The following is a 21,506-nucleotide window of genomic DNA, read 5'->3' as shown; positions in this document are numbered from 1 at the left end:
TTCTTCTGATATTTTTAAGCTGCCTAACCTGAGTCGGCATTGATACTCAGGCCGGGCCCTGGAATGCGGAGTCAAATCATGCCAAAGATGAAGACTAAGTCTGGCGCTGCCAAGCGCTTCAAGAAGACTGCAAGCGGCTTCAAGCGCAAGAGCGCTTTCAAGAGCCACATCCTGACCAAAATGACTACCAAGCGTAAGCGTCAGCTGCGTGGCACCTCTCAGGTGTGCGCTGCGGACAAGCCGCTGGTAGAACGCATGCTGCGCGTACGTTAATTCAGACTGGGTTTAGGAGATAGAAAATGGCTCGTGTTAAGCGTGGGGTTGTTGCCCGTCGTCGTCACAAAAAGGTTCTCAAGCTGGCTAAAGGCTACTACGGTGCACGTTCCCGTGTATTCCGTGTTGCCAAGCAGGCTGTAACCAAAGCTGGTCAGTACGCGTACCGTGACCGTCGTCAGAAGAAGCGTCAGTTCCGTGCACTGTGGATCGCCCGTATCAACGCTGGTGCCCGCATGAACGGTATGTCTTACAGCCGTCTGATCGCTGGTCTGAAGAAGGCTAACGTTGAGATCGACCGTAAGGTTATGGCTGACCTGGCAGTTCACGAAAAAGCGGCTTTCGCTGCTATCGTGGCTACCGCTAAGGCGGCTCTGGCTTAATCGGAAGCGGCTTTTACAGCCAGTCTGATTTGTTGCTAGATAAAAAAGGCTCCCTTGCGGGGGCCTTTTTTGTGTCGCAGTTGTCAGTATTTGTCAGAAGATAACTCTGGCTGACGTACCGCGTCACAATTTACAATTTCTTTGCAGTATTTTGGTGCGTTGCTTGGTAATCTTACGCACAAATTATTTTCTGATTTCTGGTGTGCGTTCTGGTGTGACAGGCGTTGCCTGTTGAGATGGAAGTTATCCAGAGGGAGTCGGCAAAAAGAATGACAAATGATACTGAACTGAAGTGGGAACTAAGCCATATTGCGAACCGCAGAAAAGCTTATGACTACATGCGGTCGATGAAGAATATCTTTTGTGTTTACTCTGCCAGCGTTTGCAAACTCTATAGCAATTACCAACTGCACTACACAGGTGAAGAGGGTGCCGAGCTGATCGAGGTAATGCCTGATCAGAATGCCTGGCACGACACGTTCAGTTTTGTTTCTCCACAGGCTGTTCGCCCATCCGGTATTTTCATGTTCCCGGGTGAGCTCTTTGGCAAGACCGGTTTTTATGTACGTCTGCCGCTGAAGGGCGGTAAAGGCAAAACCATGCCGCTGTCAGAAGCTTTTGACCAGGTGCTGGGTAAGCGTGATAACTTCCTGCCGCTGATCAAGAAAGGCGATCTGCGCGAATTCAAGGCCAAATCCCCGTACGTTCACCTGCACTGGCTGGATATCGACAAGCTGGAAGAACTGTCTACGTTCCAGCGTCTGGATATCGCCAGCACCATCACTACGCGTTTCCACGATATGGTGAAGACGGCTGCTGCAGAAGAAGCTATCAGCTAAGGTCGATAGCTTAAACCAAACTGTTAAAAACAAGACATATAAAAAAGCGCCATGATGACATCATCATGGCGCTTTTTTGTTACCCGGCTTTTCTCTTTCCGGTTTTACTTCTTCTTAGAGCCGGATACCCAGCTGGCAAAGTCATTCACAGACTTGCGGAAGTCGGAAATCGCAGCAGAGCCGAGGGTTTTAAGATCGCCCAGGTGCGGGCCGGTCTTATCCATATACTCTTCCAGATGGTCCAGCTCTTCGTGACCCATCTCCAGCCGCTCTTCTTCAAGCTCGGCTTCCAGTTGCTCCAGCAGAGCGCGGGTTTCTTTAATCTGTGCCTTCAGCGCCTTCCGGTGCGCTTTGTATTCTTCAAGAGACTGAGGCATGGCAACGCTCCTTTATGCTGTAATCGCAATCAATGCGGCAGGTAGTACAAAGAATAGACCGGCCACATAGGCAAACACGATCCACTTACGACGGCTTGCCATCTGGGCGAAGCGTCGGGCGGTTATCATCGGGATAACTCGCAGCTGTGGTATGCCATAAATCACGATAACGGCAGACACGTTAAAGACCAGATGTACCAAAGCTATCTGTAGAGCAAAGATGGCGTGGGTACCTTCAACCGCTGTTGCTGCCAGCAGTGCCGTCACACAGGTACCGATATTGGCACCAAGGGTAAACGGATAGATCTCTTTCAGCTTGAACAGTCCGTTACCGGCCAGCGGTACGATCAGGCTGGTGCTGGTAGAGGAGGACTGTACGGCAATGGTCATCAGGGTGCCGGAGGTAATGCCGGTGATCGGACCATGACCAATAGCGCGGTGCAGGATCATCTTCGCACGGCCAACCATCAGTACCTTGAGCATCTTGCCGAGGACGATAATGGAGACAAAGATAAAGGCCAGGCCCAGAAGAGCCAGTGCTACGCCGCCCCAGATGCCCGGCAGGCTCTCGAACATATCCTTGAATACGGTAACCAGTGGCTTGGTAAGTGGCTTGATAAAATCAAAGCCTTTCATGCTCATCGATTCGCCGCCAACCAAATGCGTGGACAGCCATTCGGAGGTTTTGCTCAGGTAACCGGTAAATATCTCCAATGGCAGGAAAATGGCGACAGCCATCAGGTTAAAGAAGTCATGTACCGTTGCAGCAGAAAAGGCGCGGCGGAACTCTTTCTTCTTACCAATGTGTCCCATACTCACCAAGGTGTTGGTCACCGTGGTTCCCAGATTGGCACCCATAATCATCGGTATGGCTGTCGCAACCGGCAGGCCGCCGGCCACCAGGCCAACAATAACCGAGGTTACGGTACTGGATGACTGCACGAGTGCCGTAGCAAAGGCACCCATCACTAATCCCATGATGGGGTTGCTGGCGAAGGCGAAAATTTGCTTGGCGCCTTCGGCACCACCAGAGGCCCACTTGAAGCCACTGCCAATCATTGCGACCGCGACCAGAAGCAGATAGACCATCATGATCACGATGAGCCATCGTAACAGATGTCCGGCTGTGGACTGTTGCGGAGCTGTATTCGTCATATCAAAGATTCAGCTGTTGTTGGTTTGGGGCGTATATTCCATGATCAGCAGGAAGATGCAACCCTTCATGGAGTGAAACTACGTACGAAGCTTCATATATGTATGTCTAATCAGGAAACACCAGGTCGGCGTCGTGCAAAGAGTTCTCTGTTCTGCAGGCGCTTCTCCTCATTTTTGCGGATCAGTACATAAACTGCACTGGTGCCACCGTGCTGGCGAAGAGCGGTATGAAAGGCAAGAACATTGTCATGTTCTTCCAGCCACTGGCGAGTATAGCTTTTGATGGTGGCTTTCGGTTCGCTATTTTCTCCACGGCCATGAACGACAAGTACCGTACGGATATTCTGTTCCCGGCAGTCCTGCAGAAATTCATGCAGTTGTTGGCGGGCTTCCTTAACGGTCAGCACATGAAGGGCAAGGTGGGCATCGGTTGCGTATTTGCCAAGCCGTAGTTTTTTCCAGACACCTTCCTGTACCCCGGACTCTTTCCAGAACAGAAAGTCGTGGGGCTGTAACCGTTTGCGCAGTTCCAGAGAGAGAGGGTTGGGGTCTATCAACTCTTCCTGCGCGGCTTCGCGACGCAGCTGCTGGCCGGGTGTGTTTTCCTTTTTATTGCCGGTCTCTGCGAGGTTGCGAGTCTTGGCGAGGGGTTTGACATCAGACATCTCGCTAAAGAAAAGATCGCTGTCGTTTTCGTGCATGGAGGGCTCTGCCAGATAACATCCTTAACAAGTCTGCTGAGAGTAACACAATGTTTCATGCAGGTTGTTAGTGCAGGTATCTCCAATGTTTCACTGCTTGGTGAGAGGGGTTGTCCAAGCGGTGGAGTGGAGAAGTCTTGGTTGATGGTATGAATTCAGGGTTGGAAGGTGGCGTAAACGCTGTTTTGTTGGTTGGGGGGAGTCGTTCTCCAAAAATGGTGGGTTTTCCAAGGCTGCAAAGAAGTCATTCTATGGATTCTATCCAGCACGGCTGCCAAGGGTATGAAGAGCAACAGGGGCCGGTGATTACTCAGCAGCCGGTATCGACAAATGGTAGGGCGTCTCCGACCAGACTTGAGCGTCATTTCCAGAGTGTTGCCGACCGACAGGTGGCTCTGCTGCCTACCCAAAGCCCGCTGTTTGTTCAGCGTTATCGTGCCGAGCTGCAGCAGAAGATGTCGATTCCATTGGGGGGCTGCGTGCTGTGTTGTGCGGCCGGGTGCCTGGCTGGAGTCGTTTGTGCGTGTACCAATTATGCCGGTTTACAGGGTTGTCTGGCCTTTACGGTTGGATATGGCAGTCTGGGTGTTGGTGGGGGAGGCACGCTGTTGGCGACTCATCCTCTGGCAGCATTGTATCGAGCGAGATCCCGCTCCGTGCCGTCCGTTCTTCCAGAGAATATGGGGCGGGATGTGGGAATGGGGAGATCTGCGACGGTTGGTGAGACCGAAGAGCTTGATTACTTTGAAGCGGAACATCTCCCCAAACAACTGACCTGCCCCGGCATGATGCATAAGCTGACCAATCCTGTGTTTCTCCGTGGGCATGCGGAGCCTTATTCGTTCGCTTATGTGAATCAGTTGATTGCAGCGCAGGCTCGGTTTTATGGACCAAATGATGTTATTTCTGTCAGTGATATTGTGCCTCCCGCTGAATACAGCGAAAGCCAGCAGAGACTGGTGAGAAATTTGAAGCTCGATTATCTGTTGTGGCACCACTTTTGCCGCAGGAGGCCTCTCGTGAGCGACAGGGAAAGGCCAAGTGGGTAACCGCTTTGTTATAACCCTCGTTGATAAGGTGCTGTCCTATAGCCTGAGCGTAACGGAAACAGGGCTTCTTCATGTTCATGCAGGCAAAAATTACACAAACAGCTGATCCCAAGAGAGAGCCGGGTGGTCAAGAGTGTGCTTTGCCTGAGGCTACTCAAGAAGGCCGGAGCGGGCGTTACACTGTCCGGGCTTTGACCCCAGAGCAGAAAAAACTGTTCAAAATGCCGAAGGGAGCCGGTATGGCTTTTCGTTGGGAGCAGACCCTGCGTTACCGTGGCTTTGGATTCACCGTGCGCAGTCATATCGAAGAGCCTTACCGCCCCTGTTGGGTCGAGGGTGTCGGGGATGGGCGGGCCCTGGCGTTTGGTGAATGTCCCGGCCGGTTTGATATCAGCGCCAAGCGTTACCTGTTAAACAGCCGTGATTTGAACGCTGATCTTGGATGCCTCCGGGAGCAGGGTGTTACCGATATTGTCTGCGCGTTACCGGATACAGAGCTGGAGACGGAACTGCATATCAAAGGTTACTTTGCCAAAGTTATCGAGCATGGGTTTATGCTCTGGCGGTTTGTTATTCGTGAGGATAGTGACAGTGTTCCTGCGCCGGATCAGGCTGATGAGCTGCGCTCGTTAGTACAAGGTGTGACTGAGCGTCTGAAGAGCGGCTCTGTCGTGCTGGTTCATTGCCGTAATGGTGAAGGGCGCTCGGCAACACTGGCCGGGTGTCTGATGAAGTCCTTCGGTTTCAGTGCCGGGCATATAGTCGAGCAGTTTACGCGTCTTAAGGGGGAGGATTGCCCCAAGAAAGCGGTGCAACGGGATTATCTCCACAAGTTCTCTGAAGCTGTACCGCAAAGTTGACGTCTGCCCGCCCGGGCTTTCGCTTCAAGTCTAACGATACCGTTATTCCCAATCATCTCTATTGATTGATCGCTGTCCATATCGGGGCAGGTTTTCAATAAGCTGGTTATCAAGGAGTTGATTATGGGAAAGGTGACAAGGAAAGGTGTCGTTGAACGCAGGCAGCAGCGGGTTCCGGTTAAAAGCAGAGCGCAGGGAAGTCGTTATTCCCGTGCGCGGAAATGCCATCTCTCCTCTTCACTACCATCATTTCTAAAGGCCCAACGGTCAGCGCAATCTCTTCAAAATGCTGGTCAGGCCATCCTCGGTTCCCGTTTGGTTGAGACTGTTGCCAGCCCAAAACCAGAGATTGAACTGGAGCTGGAGTTGAGGCGGATATTGGGTTCAGAGTTTGATCAGATCACTGATCAGCTTGCCTTACATCAAGCGGAATTCTCTTCTTTCGATCAGCTCAGTAGTTGGCAGCAGTTTGTGTGTTGTCAGCTTTGTATGGCGGCTGCACAGAAACTGGTTTTATCACGAAAAAATGAGGCAGCTAAGGGGTTGATGATCTCAGCGGCCGTGAAGGAGGAATACGAGCGGCTGTTATCTTTAGCGGAAGAGGGAAGTTTGCCCAATCCCGTCTTAGCTTATGAGCTTGGTGCCTGGAACCTGTTGGAGAATCTGGCGACGGGTGATCTGCACACAGAGCAGGCGATGAATCTGCTGCATGATATGTCGGTGCGTTGCGGGCTGGAACCAGAGTCGTTCTTTGCGCTGTTGTCTTTCTCAGAGAGGGTAAGGTGTGGAGTGTCTGGACGTTCACAATCAGCCGGCATGGAGGAGGCGATTCGTCAGTTGAATGAACAGCTGACATTGCTTGCTCAGGGGCGTGAGCTGTTTCAGTCATTGGTGGGGCAGGCTCATATTCCTCATTCGGTCGGTCTGGAATGGCTGAAGAAAAATAGTAATCCTTTGCTCTCTTATCTGCGCTACTTGAAGGTCTGCTGTCAGGCGCGTCCTGATCCTGTGACCGATCCGGCTGTTCAGCGTGTGGTATTAGCATTGACCATGCTGCTGCAGAAGCTTGGAAGTGAGGCAGAAAGCAGGCGCACCGAATCAAAGCCTGGTTGTATGTGGAAGGAACCGCTTCTGGTATTCACAGAGGCGTTGGCCGAGTTTGTCGAGAAACGGGCCAAAGTGAGCGACAAGTTGACGTTGCGTTCTTTGTATGAAGGGTTGGGGGCTGTTATTGAGCCAGAGTTGGGGCGTCTGGCAGACTGCACCCAGAAAGATTCTTTGGTGCTTCAGCTGTTTGATCTGGTGCAGGATATACTGCTGATCGGTCTCGAGCGTCGGTCGAATGATCTTACCTTTCTGCACGGAACCACTACCGATGCTCTGGATGCGATTGGCCGCCAGTCTGGTCTGGTGGTCAACAGCGGTTACCTGCTGAAGCAAAAGATTGTGCCTTTGTCGGGAGAGATGTCGATAGCGCCCAGCAAATCCATCAACAAAATAGCTTTATCAGGTGTTGATTTAACAGCGGCGCAAGTGAGTTGCGACTATGCAACTGACTTTCTGTCGGACACGGATCGGTTTGCGTTGTTTCATTCTATATCCTCGAGAATTAAAGGCATGCTGGCACAGGGCAGGCGCTTCAGCACAAAAGCTGTTTTGTTTACCCGAGCCAGTGAGTATTACCTTTATCTTGAGAGGGCTCAGCAGCTTGCGCTTGAATATGGACGGCTGATCAGGGTTGATACGCCGGGTGCGAAACGATTGCTGCCTCAGGTAAAAAAACTGCTGGATACCTTTGACCGATCTTTAGATCTCTACAGCAAGACGGATGAGTACCGAGATGTGGTTGAAGGTGTTGGTAATATGAAGTTGCCAAGGGAGTTTCATTGCGGATATGCAAAAGGCATGCTGGATGATTTAACCTCCTCCATGGAGTTGTTAAGAGCCTCTGCGGCTCTGGTTTCGGAGTTACCTGATGTGCGGCGGACTGAGCGGCCTTTGGGCGTGGTGCTGGGATCAAGTTCCCTGTCGGATTCTCAGAGTCATTTAAACGAGGAGCGGCTTCTGCTCAGGCCGGCACTGATGGGGCAGGACTTTCAGTATGTATTTTGTGAAGCCCGTGATAAACCGGCAGTGACAGAGACCGTGCGCGCCATGGGGCGATGCGCCAACAATATCCAGATTCGCGAGTTGGCTGAGTTGAAACGCCTTTCCAAAGAGGCCCAGCACAAGCGCGCTAAAAAGCTTGCGGTCTTGCGGGATCGTATTCTTGCCGGGAAGGATGAATACCGAACAACCGGCTGGTTTACTGGATGGCGTGCACGCATGCGCAGCTGCACTCTCAGCTAATTCGATTGTTTCTGTTTTTCTAACACAAACCGGCAAAGGCTAAGCACCTGCCGGTTTGTCGTATTGTCATTGTGGCGTTGTTGGGCTTAGGCGGGCTCCGGATTCCGTGATAGTTCTACTACTTCCTGGTCCTGAGTATTCAGCAGGCGTTTCACCGCCATAATAAATACGCCGGTCAGCAACAGGTTCAGAGTCAGGGACAGCATGGCAATAGTCAAAGCAACACCGCCAACACCATATCCCAGGCTGATAATCAGCACGCCAGCACCGACTTCACCGCGCGGGAACATGCCAATACTCAGTGCCAGACGTTCACGCACGGAAGCCTCTTTGCGGTAGCAGAGTAGTGGGAACATTTTGCCGATATTGGAAATCACGGTCACAAAGAACACGTGGGTCAGAATCATGTTCCAATCCTGGGAGGCATCACCGGAACTGACCAGATCAAAGTTCATCAGTGGCATATTCAGGCCAACCAGAATCATAAACACTGCAGAGATCACAGTATTGGCTTTAGCCTGATCAGCGCTGTGGCCATGGGCTGAGGTCTTGATCATGCAGCCCAGCAGGAATGCAGGCAGCAGCACTTCAATATGAATTGGTGTGCTTGGATCGATAGCCGTGCTGATCAGCAGAATGCTCTTGCTGGCTGTTGCGATAATAAAGGCATAGAAAAGCATCCACTTCCAGCTGCTGGGAATCGCCAGAGCGCGCATCTTTTGATAACCCACCGTCAGCATAACGATGATCAGGGCGATCATGACCATCATTTGCCAGGTCAGGCCGGCCATCATAATACTGAGCGGAATCATCAGCAGTACGGTGTCCAGATCATCAAAGATGGCCAGAACCCGGGCCTTCTTAAACAGCCAGGTGGCGCCCAGTCCGGCTGCGGCCAGCATGGTGAACAGAACGCCGGCAGAGGTTGGTGCGGCGAAACGGCCCAGCAGCAACATCTCTTTCCAGGTGTCGAAAGATCCCCAGCTCTCTGCGGGAGCCAGAACAAAAACGAAGTACAAAACCACGAACAGCCAGGGGAAGGTGGCTGCGGTCATGGCGACAACATAGTCCCACTTGTATTGGCCAAGTCGGTTTTTATCAATATCAAACTCGTAACCTACTTCAATCATGATGTAGGAGAGTGCGGCCATGGTCAGGTAAACAATAACGGGGTTAAGTGATGTGTAAGAGTCGCCAAAATTCAGGGGCAACCATTGGGAAAGAATGAGTCCAAGCAATAAAAGAAGGGAGTAAACAGTTACTTTTCTCATGGGATTCCTAATTGTCCACAGGACAGATTGTTCAGGAGCGACTTAAGTCTTAATTCCGCAGATACGGGTATCCGGGATTGCATTACGTTCAGGGTGGGCCGGCCACGGTTCGCCAAACCATAGTGTTGCGCGGGAAATCTCCCGGGTGTTGCGATGATCTGGCATGGTTTCGGTCTACTTTTCAGGTGTCACTGATGAAGGCCCTGTCAGGGGTTGGGATGAATTGTGAAGTAGTGACACGGTTTGTGATATTTCGGAAAGCTGAGGTTTCGGCGAGAGATGTACCTAGCTATGTGTGGTGGTCTCGAGGTGTTTGTTTCCAGTCTGACAGATTGCTGATTTATTGGCCGAATATCGGCTTTCAGGCCCGGCGGCGCATAGTCTTACCGCTGACTCTGGGTTACACTTCCCCGCTTATAAATTTATTCCGCAGATTGCTGCATGTTGTGACTCTGCAAAGGGTTGCAGCCGAATCTGCCGTTTTGGGTTCTTGATTGCGGTACAGCATGAGCTCCCTAACCGTTTTATAACGTTTGTGCTTTTATAAAGAGTCTCCATGGAAAACCTCCAAGCATTGACCAACGCAGCTCTGGCTGCAGTTGAGGCTGCGACCGATGCAGCCAGCCTGGATCAGGTGCGGGTACAGTACCTGGGTAAGAAGGGCGAAATCAGCCTGCTGATGCAGGAACTGCGTCACCTCTCCCCGGAAGAGAAGCCAAAGGCCGGCGCTAAAATTAACGAAGCCAAGCAAGGTGTTGAAGCCGCTATTCGCGCACGCAAAGAGCTGCTGGAAAGCGCTGCAATGGATGCCAAACTGGCGGCAGAGTCCATTGATGTGAGCCTGCCTGGCCGTGGCGAAGATGTGGGTTCTATCCACCCGGTGACCCGCACCATGGAGCGGATCAGCGAATACTTCCGCACCATCGGTTTTACCGTGGAAGCCGGTCCGGAAATTGAAGACGATTTCCACAACTTTGAAGCGCTGAATATCCCGGATCACCACCCGGCCCGTGCCATGCACGATACCTTCTATATGAAGGACGGTTCCGTGCTGCGTACTCACACTTCCCCGGTTCAGATTCGCACCATGGAGCGTTTTGTGGCCGAGAACCGCAACCCGCCAATCGCGATCGTTTGCCCGGGCAAGGTGTACCGTTGTGACTCTGATATGACTCACAGCCCGATGTTCCATCAGGTCGAAGGTCTGTATGTGGCCGAGAAGGCCAGCTTCGCTGATCTGAAGAGCCTGCTGTCTGACTTCCTGCGGGTGTTCTTCGAGCGTGACGATCTGGAAGTGCGCTTCCGTCCGTCCTACTTCCCGTTCACTGAGCCTTCCGCTGAGGTGGATATTGAGTGGGGCCGTAATGAAGATGGTTCCATTAAGTGGCTGGAAGTACTGGGCTGCGGCATGGTTCACCCGGATGTTTTCCGTCACGCCGGCATCGATCCGGAGAAATACACCGGCTTTGCCTTCGGTATGGGTGTTGAGCGTTTTGCCATGCTGCGTTATGGCGTAAGGGATCTGCGTCAGTTCTTCGAGAACGACATTCGTTTCCTGGAACAGTTCAAGTAATTGTTGGGCAGGGATTGCAGTAGCCGATGGTGTGTTGTTGGAACCAAAGGCCATGGATGGCCGACTAGCGCCGCCGGACAGGGACTGTCCATTGGCGCGGGTGGAAATAACACGCCATCGGCTGCGGTTTGCAAATGCGATCCGAAAGAATTTTCTATCTCCCGTCTGGGGGATGTAAGGGTAAATAGAGAATGAAATTCAGCGAACAGTGGCTGCGCACCTGGGTAAACCCGGACGCAACAACCGAAGAGCTGGTCAGCAAGATCACCATGGCTGGCCTGGAAGTGGACGAATACACGCTGGTTGCACCAGCGTTTTCCGGCGTTGTGGTCGGTGAAATCGTGGCCTGCGAACAGCACCCGGATGCAGACAAGCTGCGGGTGACCAAGGTGTCTCACGGCACCGAAGAGTTCCAGGTGGTCTGTGGTGCACCGAATGCCCGTGTTGGCATCAAGATTCCTTTTGCCATGGTTGGCGCAGTGTTGCCGGGCAACTTCAAGATCAAGAAAGCCAAACTGCGTGGTGTTGAGTCTCTGGGCATGCTGTGTGGTGCTGATGAGATCGGTCTGGCGGAAGAGCGTGCAGATGGTCTGCTGGAATTGCCGGTTGACGCACCTGTGGGTGAAGATATCCGCACCTACCTTAATCTGAACGACACCATTATTGATGTTGATCTGACCCCGAACCGTGGTGACTGCCTGAGCATCGCCGGTCTGGCCCGTGAAGTGTCCGCTAACTTCCTGGCTGACGTGACTGTTCCTGCCATCGAAGATGTGATCGCGACCATTGACGACACCTTCGAGGTAAATCTGGAAGCGCCAGAGCAGTGCCCGCGTTTTGTGGGTCGTGTGCTGCGCAATGTGAACGTGAAGGCCGAAACTCCGGTGTGGATGGTTGAGCGTCTGCGTCGTTCCGGTATCCGTTCCATTGATCCGGTTGTTGACGTCACCAACTATGTGATGATCGAGCTGGGCACCCCGATGCACGGTTATGATCTGGATCGTCTGGAAGGCTGCATCAATGTACGTCTGGCAGAACAGGGCGAAAAGCTGCTGATGCTGGATGGCACCGAGCAGACCCTGAACAGCAATACTCTGGTCATTGCTGACGAGAAGAAGGTTCTTGGTATCGCCGGTGTGATGGGCGGTGAGCATTCCGGTGTGAACGCGGATGCAACCAGCATCTTCCTGGAGTGTGCGTTCTTCGACAAGATTGCTATCGCCGGTAAGGCCCGTGCTTACGGTCTGCATACCGATGCCTCCCACCGCTTTGAGCGTGGTGTGGATTACCAGATGCAGACCAAGGCGATTGAGCGTGCCACCGGCCTGATTCTGGAAATCTGTGGTGGTGAAGCTGGTCCGGTTGTGGAAGTGGCGGTTGAAGAGAATCTGCCAAAGGCCAAGACCGTTATCCTGAACCGCAGCAAGGTTGCCAGCCTGCTGGGTGTGGATCTGCCTGCCGACCAGATTGCTCCACTGCTGACCTGTCTGGGTATGGAACTGACTGCTACTTCTGAAGATCAGTGGTCTGTTGCGGTACCAAGCTGGCGCTTTGATATCAGCATCGAAGAAGATCTGGTAGAAGAGGTTGGTCGTATCTACGGCTACAACAACCTGCCAAACACCATGCCGCTGGCAGAGCTGCGTCTGCAGATTATCGACGAAGCCAAGATCGATCTGTCTGAACTGCGTCGTGTGCTGGTGGCCCGTGGCTACCGTGAAGCGATTAACTTCAGCTTTATCGATCCTAAGCTGCACACTCTGTTTGACCCAGAGCGTGAAGCTGAGCCGCTGGCGAACCCGATCTCCAGCGAAATGTCAGTGATGCGCACCAGCCTGATGCCGGGCATGGTCTCCACTCTGCGTCATAACCTGAACCGTCAGCAGAACCGTATCCGAATCTTTGAATCCGGTCAGATCTTTATCCGTAATGCCCGTGGTACTGAGAGCAGTCTGACTCAGGATCTGTGGATGGGCGGTGCGATCTGTGGCAGCCGTGATCCGGAAAGCTGGCACGGTGCCGGTTCCTCCGTTGATTTCTTCGACCTGAAAGGTGATGTGGAAGCGCTGTTTGCCCGTGTAGGTAATGCGGCTGAATACAGCTTCCGCGCAGCCCAGCGTCCTGCGCTGCATCCTGGTCAGTGTGCAGAAATTCTGCGCAATGGTGAGGTTGTGGGTGTGATCGGTGCTCTGCATCCGAAGGTTGCCAAGGCTTGCGATATCAACGTACCGGTTTACCTGTTCGAGATCTCTGCGGATGTGCTGGTAGATGGTTCCGTTACCAGCTTCCGTGAGCTGTCCAAATACCCTGAAGTACGCCGTGATATGGCGCTGGTGCTGGATCAGGCAACACCGGAGGCCGATGTCGAAGCTGTTATCCGTGAACAGGCTGGTGAGTGGTTGCGCTCAATCCGTTTGTTTGACGTATACAGCGGTAAGGGTGTTGAAGAAGGCAAGAAGAGTCTGGCTCTGGGCGTGACCTGGCGTCATGCTGAACGCACTCTGACTGACGAAGAGATCAATGCCTCCTTCGCAGCAATTACCAGCGCGCTGGCAGACAAACTGGGTGCTGCGCTGCGTCAGTAAATGCACGTCGGATAATAGAGTTATACCCGATCACAACCCCCGCAAATGCGGGGGTTGTTTTTTATGGGGTGAATGAAATATCAATAGGGTTTGGGTGTCGGTGTTGCTGGGCTGATAGGGGGGAGTGTGAGGGTGCTGCTTTTTTGAGATTGGGAGAGGGAGCTGCTGGAGTTTGACAGGCTGCTCGATGTTGAATGCATGGGGCTTTGGTACGGACTGCGGTTGAGATTCAGTCTCTGCAGATTGGTTGTCAGTTGTTGAGGATTCAAGTAATGCTCAGATGTGGAGACAGGAAGCCTCTTGTGGGGATGAGCAAAGTTAGGTGTGTTGGGCGAGGTAACGCTGACTGCGGGCAGAGGCGCTGCCACTATGGGGGTTCCCCTTGGCACAATACTGGATCTCACAGGGAGGGAGAGTGGTGTAGGGTTTTGGGGGTGAAGGACGGGTCTGTGAGTGCTTGCTGGTAATATGTGCTGCGATAATGGCACTGTTTTGGTGAAGGTGTTGATCAGATCTGTGATGTCCTCAGGGATGGAATCGGTTGCCTGCATGTTGGGTCTGCGTACTTCAGGAAGAACAGGCCATGGCAGTTGTAAGATGCCAAGCAGAAAGTCCAGTTCGTCCATATTGCACTGCGTGAGGGTTTTGTCATAGGAATCTTCCAGCAGATTCATATGAAAGATATTGGCCTCCCCACGTGTCGCGCCTTGTTTAAAGGTGTAGGTATAGCTGATTTGCAGAATATCCTTATCTGCAGGAGCAGTATCTGTCGGTGGAGTGAACTCTATGGATACAGCGTTAGGGATTTCGTACTTACGATTTCCACCAATGGGGTGTGAACATGACATTGTTGTTTCCGATTTCATGTTCATGGTTGGATAAAGGGTACACGTACTGGATTTTAGTTGGGGTAGATTGGCAATGTTGATTTGTCTGACATCCTTGAGCGTATGGGTTTGAGGGCTGTTAAGCCCTCGGGTCGGTAGTGTTTTGATCGCGCTCATGAAATGGTTGCTGATATCGCAGATCACCAGCTCGCTTTCCTGGGATGGGCGGTGGCAGAACCCTATGCGGGTGCGTTTTTCGGGCAAGGACGATTTACTGGTGTTGCGCAGAAAATCAATTAGCCGCAGTTTTTCTTCATGCAGAAGTTGAACTGTCTGTCCCAGCGCCGGATTGTTCTGACCTACAAAAAACATGCCGGAGCTGATAGGAGGGCCTTGTGGTGTTCTTTCATGGGTGTCATCCAGCATATAACGTTCAATGACAAAGACTTCTATTGGGCCTTTTGTGGCAGGGCTTCTGAGTCCGGGTTTTTTCTGGTTGAATTGCAAGGTCTTTTTAATAACCCGGAAGGCTGTATTTTGGTCGTAAGGGGAATCAAAGTCGTAAATAGAAACCACCAACAAAGCCAGAAGATAGCCTTTTTCATTATGAATACTGTATTGATGTTCACGCTCGCCGGCGTTGGCAGAGTTCAGAATGATGCCAAGAAATAACAGAAAACATTTGTGCAGATATTGTAGAGGGGAGAAGTAGAGATCCTGTAATCGTTTCGGTATGTGTATGAGGTTTTTAGGGTTATAGCGCATAACATTGTAAGTCCCAAAGTATATATACCGCCTCCGTAAGGTAGTTAGGCATGAGTGATTTTCAAGATGTCACCAATCACATCTGTCGGTAGTGTAATGTCTTGTGTCAGTGTCAATCAGCGAGAAAAGCGATTGGCAACTTACTGACAGGGTTGATATTTTTCTGCAGTCGCCGCATCCTAGACATTAAAGGCGGATTGTCGTACTAAATATAAAGTCATATAAATATCGACGGCACAGAATAAAATATCGAGGGTGCTGGCCATGGGGGCGTTGACCAAAGCGGAAATTGCTGAGCGGTTGCATGAGGAGCTTGGGCTGAACAAGCGGGAGGCTCGGGAACTTGTCGATCTGTTTTTCGAGGAAATCCGTGCGGCACTGGAAAGTAACGAACAGGTAAAACTGTCCGGTTTTGGAAACTTTGATCTGCGGGACAAAGGAGAACGTCCTGGTCGAAATCCAAAAACCGGGGAAGAGATTCCTATCACACCACGGCGGGTTGTGACGTTTAAGCCAGGCCAGAAGCTCAGGGCGAGAGTTGAGGACTATGCGGGACAGCATGCAAGACAGCACGGACAGCTTGTCGAAGAGTGAGGAGATCCCGGCTCCGGTAGCGGAGACCGAAGACGGTTTGCCGGCCATTCCGGGAAAACGGTATTTCACAATTGGTGAAGTCGCAGAGCTTTGCCAGGTCAAACAGCATGTCCTGCGTTATTGGGAGCAGGAATTTGCTCATATCAAACCGGTTAAGCGCCGGGGCAATCGTCGTTACTATATGCGCCAGGATGTACTGGCTATCCGACAGATTCGCAGCCTTCTTTATGATCAGGGCTACACTATCCCCGGAGCTCGGGCACGTCTGGCTGGAGAAGACGAACACCACGACAGCAGCCAGTTCCGACAGTTGGTTCGACAGACCATTCGTGAGTTGGAAGATATCCGGACACTTTTGAAGCGGCGTTGAGGCAGACTCTAAGAGCAACCCCTTTACTGGTAACGCTTGTAGCCGGGTTTAACGATCGGATCCTCTTGTCATAACCTTATGTTTTGTATAGAGTAACTCTCGTTCGGAGCGTAGCGCAGCCTGGTAGCGCACCACAATGGGGTTGTGGGGGTCGGAGGTTCAAATCCTCTCGCTCCGACCAGAATATTACAACAAGAAAAGCGTGCATTTTAATGCGCGCTTTTTTTGTTTCTGTGGCAACCAACGGGGGCGTTGTCTTGGGGAGATACACAGTCGTATCCACGCGCGCCAAGCGCGAAGTGCTGACAGTACATAAGATGCTGGCACTTTACTGTCATCATTTTCATCAACATAAAAAACAGGGGCTGTGCCCTGAGTGCCATGAATTACTGGCCTTCAGCGAGCGTCGTACCCAGCGCTGTATTTTTGGTGAAAACAAGCCGGTCTGTGAGAAGTGTCCTACGCACTGTTACAAGCCATCGATGCGCAATCGTATCCGCACTGTGATGCGCTGGGCTGGTCCGCGTATGTTGCTTCATCATCCTATTCTCAGCATTTTTCATATGCTGGATAAATTTCGTCCCGTTCCCGATAAGCCCACCAAGGCCCTTCGCCGCTAATGACTGATCTACACTCTCCCGTCCTTAAATTGGGGAGAGTGTTATGGAACCTTCGCCTTTGCGGATGTCTTGCGTGCCGGCAGTCGTTCTTTGCTTGTGGTTCAGTTTGGTACAAACCGCCTCTGGAAATGATCTGGATATGAGTGAAGGTCTGTCCCAGAGGCTGGAGAAGTATGAAAGTCAGGCCGAATGGTGGCAGTACGGTTGGCTGGGATTTCACAGCGTGGCAACTCTGGCCAACGGTTACGAAGCCGGGCGCACCCATAACAGTGCCAACAAGCGTTACTTCACTGTGAATGCCACCACCGGCGGGGCGGCAGTCCTCGATATGTTGGTCTTTCCTCTCTATCCCAATTCGGTGCCGAAAACTTTCTCTGGTGAGAGTGAAAAGCAGCGTAATCTCTATCGGTTGCAGGAACTGGCCAATAAGGTGAAAGAGCGTTCTTCCTGGGAAGCGCATCTGACCGGCTGGCTGGTAGGACTGGTTGGTGGGGCAATTATTACTGCAGGCCCGGGGAAATCATCCGATGGCGGGATGTTCTTTCTCAGCAGCGGTCTGGTGACCGAGTTGCAGATTTGGACTTTGCCTAAAGAGGCTGTCACCGAGTGGGAGTCTTATCAACAGACGGGAAAGTTGTCTTCGGTATTGCCATGGGATGAACGCAAGGTTTCCTGGAAACCGGCTGGCGCCAGTCTTGATCCCCATGGTTTAGCTGTGCACTGGTGGTTTGAGTAAGCACAACTATTTAAATAAGTGTAACTAGAGAGCAGTTCGGGAAGTGGCTAGAGTTAAAGCAATTGATTGTTATCCATAACACGGAACTGTTATGCCTCTGGATCCTCCTTCCCGATCGCCTATACCGCCACCACCTCCGCCGGTTTCTGATTCTTCCATTCCAGCACCGGGTGGTGGCTCCACCTTTGCCGGTAAAAAAACAGAAACTACGGAAGGGCAGCCGCATGTACCACCGGGGCAGCCTATTCCGGGTAAACCGCTGTTGGAGCGGACGCCCTCTGTTCCTGAAGGGCAGTTACCCAGCTTAAAGCAGGATTCTGTTGAAGGGTTGCAGGCGCGAAAAACCGGTGCTTTGGAAAAGCTTGGTAAGGCCATGGAGCATGAGGCTCACGCTGATCTTATTGGTCGGGCGCTGGGGGTGTTAAATAAGGAAGATGGCGCTGAAGCGAAAGAGAAAGATCAGATTGTCATTACCGTGGCTCCGCCGCCCGATTTCAAAGCGGTTTCGGTATTTCCTCCAGAGCCAGGGATTGATCCGGAGAAGTTGAAGGAGTTGCAGGAGATCGCCATGAAATCCTTGAATGGTTATCAGGAGGCGCATAAGGGCGTTGAATTAAATAAAGACGCATTGAAGACTCAGATCGAAGGGTTGAAAACCGAGCTGACCAATATACAGCAAGAGTTAAAAGCCCAGAATAAAGATGAGCCTGACTGGATGGAGCAGTTTAATAAACTCAAGGCTCGGGATTACTCTTTCGAGATTGAGGATAAAGAGGGCAATCTTGTGCTGACCGCCAAACCCAAATCAGCAGACAAGCCGAAGCCGAAGGAGACCAGGCAGGAAGCAACCCCACAACAACCTCAGCCCGGGCAAGGTGTTCCCCAGCCGGGCACGGCTATTCCCAACACAGTGGGGAATCTCAAACCGTTGCTGAATGCTCCCCGTTTACAGGCATTGAATGGTAATGATGGCGTTCAACGTCCGGCGACTGTCTTTATCGGGCCTGGCAATAATGATCAGGGCTTCAGTGATATTTTTGATCGCAGCGGTAACCCCAATGGGCCGGTGATTGGTTCGCTGAATGCTGGCGACAGTCAGCTGTATCTGGGAGGCGGCACGATCAATAGTGCTTTCGGCAACATTCTTACTGGCTCCTCTGATCCTCAAGGCAATCCCTACGCCGATTACCATACCAAGCTGCAGGCTCTCCCCGTGGATGATCGGGGCTTTTGTGAGGTTGATCTGCAGGATGGTCAGGCTGTGCCGGGTGTGAAATTCTCGCTGTGCTGCCCTGCGCACGATGGTATCGGCAGTGCTTTTGTTCATGTGTTTGATGATCAAAACTGCCCGTACCGCAACCAACGGAATCGAGCCATGGTTTATATCGTGCCGCCCAATGGTGCAGACTATAACACCAAAGATGAGTTTCTGGCGGCAGTGCGGAAAACGGCTGCCAATACCCTGGCTCTGGTGCATGAATACAATATGCGGGCCAAGGCCCGTGGGCTGGAGCCGCTCGAAACTCTGCGCACCTGCCGGTTTAGCAGTGGCAATTACGCCAAGGCCGGTGTGAATGAATATGATGTGGCCAGGGCTATTGATGAAGGTTACAACCAGGCGTGTCGGCAGATGGTGGCGAATGATGGTGCTGTGCTGATCAACACCATTGAATATGAAGATGGCAATCGGCAACTGTTCTCCGGCGCACGTATCCGGCAACGGGCGGCCAGACCAAACCCTTAGCTCTCTTCCGCGAGTGTCAGCAATGCGGTGATGAAGGCGTTCTGGGCATCGGAGGAAGGGGCATCAAACCGGAAGGTGTCGTGAAAGCCAATGGTCAGTTTGGTTTTCTGATCACGGAGTACAACGGTGTAGCCATCAAAAGAGGTTTCGGCGAAAAAGCCTTTGTAGAAAATGGCATCGCCATCCTTCTGGCCTTTCTCGGTAATAATCTCGTATACGCGCAGGGCGTCCCGAATATCAAACACATGATCCATGATGTACTTCCCTCAGCCCTGTTAAAACAATAAAGTGCCTAAGAATAGATGAATCCGGTCCGTGGATAGGACTCGTATGACTCTTACGAAGACGATCCCGTACTGGATTAGGATAAAAGAATGAAAAGACGGTTTCCTGAGCGTTTATCTGGGCTGATTATTAGCCTGATGTGCCTATTGGTCGCTTCTACGGGCTATGCGCTGAACCCGCTGGAGGACAAGAATGGCTGGCAGTTACTGAGCTATTCCAGCATTCCTCCTAATCAGGTGGAGATTGAAAACGGTGAAATGATTATTGCCGTGAATCAGTCGGCCAGCCCGATTATTTACCCCTTCCAAAAACCGTTAGCCGTGAGCGAGATCAGTCTGGATATTCGTGTTATTGGCCAGTTGCAGGGGATGGCCTCAGCGCAGGGTGAGAAAGGGGCAGATGACTTTTTATTTCGTCTGGGGCTGGTATATGAAGGTGAGCAGACACAGAATATTTTCCAGCGTGCCATTGCCGCAGACTGGGTGAAAACCCTGTTTGCTCTTGCTCCTGCCGGTACGGGGGTGGATCATATCGCTTTCTTTAATCTGTTTACCGATCCTCAACTGGAAGGCAAGCAGCGTGTGCATCCAGCGTCTGATCTGTTGCATGAATCATTTGTTTTACAGGCCGAAGATGGTGAAACGCAGCTGTTTCGTATTCAGCCCGATTCCGACCGTAAAGTGCTGGCCTTGTGGATTAGTTCCGATGGTGATGACACCGGCTCTGCCTTTACCGTGCGGCTGAATAATTTTCAGGTGCGCACGGTATCTCCCTGATATTGAGCCATTCAGGAGCTGATTAAATCGCTTTGAGATAAGGCATAACCGTAAGTGTTTACCAGCTCCAGAATTTGCAAGACGCCGGCATCATTTGTCTTCTTCAGGTTGTTGCTGTCCAGTAGCGGATGGTCTTCCCATCGGCGTGGTTTGGAAGAGTGCTGGGCAGTCTTAAATCTCTGTTCAATATCATCAGGTATGAACAGTTGTGCATGGGGGATTGCGCTTTTCAGCTTGAGCCAATTGGCCATGCCCACGTCATCATATTCAGGAAAAAGCCAGATTTCCGGTGCTCTTTGCCGTGCCATCAACCAGTGCATTAAAGAATCTGCAAGGTTACCGCCAAAATAGAGCAGGGTGCCCAAATGCTTACTGCCAGGCAGCTTATCCGGATGGTGAAGTGCAGTGATATGCTCAATCAAAGCAATTGGCTGATCGGTTGCCAGATCATCTTCAGGGTGAAATGTTGGTGATGTTGGGCCGGAGAACTGGCATAGCTGATGGATATCCAGCGTGTGTTCCGGATTATCAAGATGAAACCACAGGCAGGGCTGGTGAGCATTGAGCAGATAATATTTGTACGGGTGAGTCTGACTCATGGTATGGCGTTCGGTGTTCTTGTTTGTCTTGGGTTCTGTTTATCGTTAACTCTGGCTGCTGGGTCAAGTCTTCCCGGTAAAAAGAAAGGCCAGCATGGAATGGCTGGCCTCTGGTGTGAGTGAGAATTGCGTGTGAGGTTATTGCATAAAGACCGGACCAATCCCCATTTGCCAGAAAATAGCGGTTGCCACTTTCATACAGACCAGCACCACAAGCCCTGCGCAGATAAGCGATGCCGCAAATAGAAAGCCTTGCTCGAAAGAGACACCCATAACATGGGGCATGCCAATAAAGAGCAGATAAACGGCATAGGAAATACCGGCCAGGATGCCAATCATCGACAGTGGTAGGGAAGGGTAGAGCGCCAGCAGACCACACAGGTAAAGCGGTGTAGCAACATACGCAGCAAAAATAACACAGCGTTGATACGAGGCTTTAGAGCCGTAAGTGCGGGACATCCAGTGGGCAAAGAGCCCCATCACAATCACCGCGCCAATGATGGCAAAGTAGGAAAGTGCGCTCATTATCAGTGCGCTGAAAACGGTCAGTTTAATCGGATCCAGCCCCGTGACCGACCAGCCCACTTGTGTAGCGCCAATAAAGGAGGCCAGGCCAGGAATAGCCGCCAGAACAATCAGATGCCACAGGTAATCATGCCCGTGATCCTTGATCTCTCCATTGACCTTATCCCACTCCTGATGGGGGTGGGTAAGAAAACCCCAGATATGGTGCAGCATATGGACTCCTCCCTGATCAGTATTGTTAATACTTAAT

Annotated in this window: 23 protein-coding genes and 1 tRNA gene; 15 read left to right on the top strand and 9 right to left on the bottom strand. The window is 51.8% G+C overall.

Translation table 11 applies throughout. From position 1 onward, the window contains the following. Window positions 1–78 precede the first annotated feature (78 nt). From rpmI to EHSB41UT_RS06875, 3 genes are all read left to right on the top strand, one after another. A complete protein-coding gene (gene rpmI / locus EHSB41UT_RS06885; RefSeq protein ID WP_087108183.1) occupies window positions 79–273 on the top strand; it encodes a 50S ribosomal protein L35 in 195 nt (64 codons plus the stop codon). 26 nt (window positions 274–299) lie between these two features. After that, on the top strand, window positions 300–656 hold the full coding sequence (gene rplT / locus EHSB41UT_RS06880; RefSeq protein ID WP_087108181.1) for a 50S ribosomal protein L20: 357 nt from the start codon (window positions 300–302) through the stop codon (window positions 654–656). Between the two features lie 269 nt (window positions 657–925). Next, window positions 926–1,495, top strand: a complete 570-nt coding sequence (locus tag EHSB41UT_RS06875; protein ID WP_133060424.1) for a hypothetical protein — start codon at window positions 926–928, stop codon at window positions 1,493–1,495. A 104-nt stretch (window positions 1,496–1,599) separates the two neighbouring features. Here EHSB41UT_RS06875 and EHSB41UT_RS06870 read toward each other — a convergent pair whose 3' ends face one another. The 3 genes from EHSB41UT_RS06870 to smrA all read right to left on the bottom strand — a co-directional run bounded on the left by EHSB41UT_RS06870 (window position 1,600) and on the right by smrA (window position 3,728). Then, window positions 1,600–1,872: a hypothetical protein gene (locus EHSB41UT_RS06870; protein WP_087108177.1), complete on the bottom strand. Its 273-nt coding sequence runs from the start codon at window positions 1,870–1,872 to the stop codon at window positions 1,600–1,602. A gap of 12 nt (window positions 1,873–1,884) precedes the next feature. Further along, window positions 1,885–3,027, bottom strand: coding sequence for a Na/Pi symporter (locus EHSB41UT_RS06865; RefSeq protein WP_087108175.1), 1,143 nt, complete (start codon window positions 3,025–3,027; stop codon window positions 1,885–1,887). A 110-nt stretch (window positions 3,028–3,137) separates the two neighbouring features. Continuing rightward, a complete protein-coding gene (smrA, locus tag EHSB41UT_RS06860) occupies window positions 3,138–3,728 on the bottom strand; it encodes a DNA endonuclease SmrA (RefSeq protein ID WP_087108173.1) in 591 nt (196 codons plus the stop codon). Window positions 3,729–3,979: 251 nt separating this feature from the next. On the opposite strand from smrA, the gene EHSB41UT_RS06855 reads away from it, so the two are divergent. The 3 genes from EHSB41UT_RS06855 to EHSB41UT_RS06845 all read left to right on the top strand — a co-directional run bounded on the left by EHSB41UT_RS06855 (window position 3,980) and on the right by EHSB41UT_RS06845 (window position 7,986). After that, window positions 3,980–4,777, top strand: a complete 798-nt coding sequence (locus EHSB41UT_RS06855; RefSeq protein WP_087108172.1) for a hypothetical protein — start codon at window positions 3,980–3,982, stop codon at window positions 4,775–4,777. A 239-nt stretch (window positions 4,778–5,016) separates the two neighbouring features. Continuing rightward, a complete protein-coding gene (locus EHSB41UT_RS06850; RefSeq protein ID WP_165767179.1) occupies window positions 5,017–5,637 on the top strand; it encodes a phosphatase domain-containing protein in 621 nt (206 codons plus the stop codon). A gap of 123 nt (window positions 5,638–5,760) precedes the next feature. Beyond that, window positions 5,761–7,986, top strand: a complete 2,226-nt coding sequence (locus EHSB41UT_RS06845; RefSeq protein ID WP_133060423.1) for a hypothetical protein — start codon at window positions 5,761–5,763, stop codon at window positions 7,984–7,986. An 86-nt stretch (window positions 7,987–8,072) separates the two neighbouring features. Here the strand turns inward: EHSB41UT_RS06845 and EHSB41UT_RS06840 are convergent, their stop codons facing one another. Further along, on the bottom strand, window positions 8,073–9,257 hold the full coding sequence (locus tag EHSB41UT_RS06840) for a cation:proton antiporter (protein ID WP_087108166.1): 1,185 nt from the start codon (window positions 9,255–9,257) through the stop codon (window positions 8,073–8,075). A 42-nt stretch (window positions 9,258–9,299) separates the two neighbouring features. Continuing rightward, window positions 9,300–9,422 carry a hypothetical protein gene (locus EHSB41UT_RS24935; RefSeq protein ID WP_278248142.1) on the bottom strand — a complete coding sequence of 41 codons (123 nt, stop codon included), beginning with the start codon at window positions 9,420–9,422 and terminating at the stop codon, window positions 9,300–9,302. A gap of 391 nt (window positions 9,423–9,813) precedes the next feature. Between EHSB41UT_RS24935 and pheS the strand changes: the two genes are divergently transcribed. Both pheS and pheT read left to right on the top strand, forming a co-directional pair. After that, window positions 9,814–10,830 (top strand): phenylalanine--tRNA ligase subunit alpha, encoded by a 1,017-nt coding sequence (pheS, locus tag EHSB41UT_RS06835; protein ID WP_087108164.1) that lies wholly within the window; start codon window positions 9,814–9,816, stop codon window positions 10,828–10,830. A 191-nt stretch (window positions 10,831–11,021) separates the two neighbouring features. After that, the gene (gene pheT / locus EHSB41UT_RS06830) at window positions 11,022–13,415 is read left to right on the top strand and encodes a phenylalanine--tRNA ligase subunit beta (protein WP_087108162.1); all 2,394 of its coding nucleotides are present in this window, start codon (window positions 11,022–11,024) and stop codon (window positions 13,413–13,415) included. Between the two features lie 80 nt (window positions 13,416–13,495). Here pheT and EHSB41UT_RS06825 read toward each other — a convergent pair whose 3' ends face one another. Next, a complete protein-coding gene (locus EHSB41UT_RS06825) occupies window positions 13,496–15,007 on the bottom strand; it encodes a hypothetical protein (protein ID WP_087108160.1) in 1,512 nt (503 codons plus the stop codon). A gap of 264 nt (window positions 15,008–15,271) precedes the next feature. Here EHSB41UT_RS06825 and ihfA point away from each other — a divergent pair, with 264 nt between their 5' ends. From ihfA to EHSB41UT_RS06795, 6 genes are all read left to right on the top strand, one after another. Then, window positions 15,272–15,601 (top strand): integration host factor subunit alpha, encoded by a 330-nt coding sequence (gene ihfA / locus EHSB41UT_RS06820; protein WP_087108974.1) that lies wholly within the window; start codon window positions 15,272–15,274, stop codon window positions 15,599–15,601. Next, complete coding sequence (locus EHSB41UT_RS06815) at window positions 15,567–15,971, top strand: MerR family transcriptional regulator (RefSeq protein ID WP_087108158.1); 405 nt, start codon at window positions 15,567–15,569, stop codon at window positions 15,969–15,971. Before ihfA ends, EHSB41UT_RS06815 begins: the two co-directional genes overlap by 35 nt. Window positions 15,972–16,075: 104 nt before the next feature. After that, window positions 16,076–16,152: transfer RNA gene (locus EHSB41UT_RS06810), tRNA-Pro, on the top strand. A 76-nt stretch (window positions 16,153–16,228) separates the two neighbouring features. Beyond that, window positions 16,229–16,591 carry a nitrous oxide-stimulated promoter family protein gene (locus EHSB41UT_RS06805; RefSeq protein ID WP_165767178.1) on the top strand — a complete coding sequence of 121 codons (363 nt, stop codon included), beginning with the start codon at window positions 16,229–16,231 and terminating at the stop codon, window positions 16,589–16,591. Between the two features lie 139 nt (window positions 16,592–16,730). Continuing rightward, window positions 16,731–17,327, top strand: coding sequence for a ligand-gated ion channel (locus EHSB41UT_RS06800; RefSeq protein WP_133060422.1), 597 nt, complete (start codon window positions 16,731–16,733; stop codon window positions 17,325–17,327). Window positions 17,328–17,418: 91 nt separating this feature from the next. Beyond that, window positions 17,419–19,071, top strand: a complete 1,653-nt coding sequence (locus EHSB41UT_RS06795) for a hypothetical protein (RefSeq protein ID WP_087108152.1) — start codon at window positions 17,419–17,421, stop codon at window positions 19,069–19,071. Here the strand turns inward: EHSB41UT_RS06795 and EHSB41UT_RS06790 are convergent. Beyond that, entirely contained in the window at window positions 19,068–19,325 is a 258-nt protein-coding gene (locus tag EHSB41UT_RS06790; protein WP_087108150.1) for a DUF3081 family protein, read from the bottom strand. The genes EHSB41UT_RS06795 and EHSB41UT_RS06790 overlap by 4 nt on opposite strands. Before the next feature lie 120 nt (window positions 19,326–19,445). Here EHSB41UT_RS06790 and EHSB41UT_RS06785 point away from each other — a divergent pair, with 120 nt between their 5' ends. Continuing rightward, window positions 19,446–20,132, top strand: a complete 687-nt coding sequence (locus EHSB41UT_RS06785; RefSeq protein ID WP_087108148.1) for a hypothetical protein — start codon at window positions 19,446–19,448, stop codon at window positions 20,130–20,132. A gap of 11 nt (window positions 20,133–20,143) precedes the next feature. Here the strand turns inward: EHSB41UT_RS06785 and EHSB41UT_RS06780 are convergent, their stop codons facing one another. Both EHSB41UT_RS06780 and EHSB41UT_RS06775 read right to left on the bottom strand, forming a co-directional pair. After that, window positions 20,144–20,731: a hypothetical protein gene (locus EHSB41UT_RS06780; RefSeq protein WP_087108146.1), complete on the bottom strand. Its 588-nt coding sequence runs from the start codon at window positions 20,729–20,731 to the stop codon at window positions 20,144–20,146. A 138-nt stretch (window positions 20,732–20,869) separates the two neighbouring features. Then, window positions 20,870–21,469: a Yip1 family protein gene (locus tag EHSB41UT_RS06775; protein ID WP_087108144.1), complete on the bottom strand. Its 600-nt coding sequence runs from the start codon at window positions 21,467–21,469 to the stop codon at window positions 20,870–20,872. Window positions 21,470–21,506: the final 37 nt, after the last annotated feature.

The sequence above is a fragment of the Parendozoicomonas haliclonae genome (genome assembly GCF_900174585.1).
GTDB classification, from domain to species: domain Bacteria; phylum Pseudomonadota; class Gammaproteobacteria; order Pseudomonadales; family Endozoicomonadaceae; genus Sansalvadorimonas; species Sansalvadorimonas haliclonae.
The sequence above is the reverse complement of the archived record's forward strand: the minus strand, read 5'-3'. Positions and strand labels throughout refer to the sequence as shown.